Source organism: Paenibacillus mesophilus, assembly GCF_005938385.1.
GTDB classification, from domain to species: domain Bacteria; phylum Bacillota; class Bacilli; order Paenibacillales; family NBRC-103111; genus Paenibacillus_AB; species Paenibacillus_AB mesophilus.
Window position 1 is genome coordinate 1 of the sequence record NZ_VCRA01000089.1, and the last position, 979, is coordinate 979.

The 979-nt window shown below is 34.1% G+C and carries 1 protein-coding gene; it reads right to left on the reverse strand.

The genetic code is table 11. The annotated features are described in order from the left end of the window. Positions 1-240: 240 nt before the first annotated feature. On the reverse strand, positions 241-741 hold the full coding sequence (locus tag FE783_RS37305) for a hypothetical protein (RefSeq protein ID WP_138884453.1): 501 nt from the start codon (positions 739-741) through the stop codon (positions 241-243). Between the last annotated feature and the right edge of the window lie 238 nt (positions 742-979).

Genomic DNA, 979 nt, shown 5'->3' on the forward strand with positions numbered 1-979 from the left:
AACAACACGAACTAGAAAAACCTTCCAGTCAAGAATGGAGGGTTATTTGGTATGCACAGTTATTAGTATAGCATCAACCTCAGCTACTTTTATAAGAAAAATGTTGACAACTATTAGCTGGTTTAGCTTAATGAAAACGGCAGCAGATCTTCTGGCCGGCTGCCGTTGTGTCTAATTTTAACTATCGTATCCGTTAGTGCAATGACTATTGAATACTGACATGTATTTGGCAATAAAATTTTATTTGGAATTTTCTTTTAAGAAATTACTCATATATTGCTCAAAAAATTGCCGTATTTCTGACTGATTTATTGAGTAGTATATTGATTTTTTTTCATTATTTTTTGAAACATATACTGGATTTCCTGAATCCCTGTACATAATCTTTAGCATTTTTCCATCAGATTTCATGTAAAATGCAATGCCAGCTAAAAATTTTATTTGAGGTTGATTATGTTCAATCGTTACCGTTTCACTCTGAATCATATTGAAAGTATCAATTATTTGCTGTATTTCCTGTTCAGTTGCAGGCCTTTGTGGCCTTTCAATGCGGACACCCCCATTACCCGAGTCACGATATATTTCGCCCCAGACAATTATTTCCTTGATATCACTTTTTTCAATACCTTGATGATGGTGAAGAAATTCCTCTTCTTTATTGACTTTATATTGTTGCCAGATCAACCAAGCTAGAATCAGTAACAACATTGTCCCTAATACGCTTAATCTACCTGCTTTCAATAATACTCCCCCTTTATACTAAGTGAAATTGTTCTTTCACTAAATCCTCAACAGCTACATTTCTTAGACATTAGGTTTACACATCATAAGTATAAGGTATATTTCCTGAATTATCCTCCCTCTATGAATAAATGCATATCTCCAATTTCCTCTTGTTTTCTTACGATTTCGTTGAGGGGGAGTTTTAATAGACACAGCCTCACAGGAACAAAATTGTACAGAAGGGGATTTTTGGTTT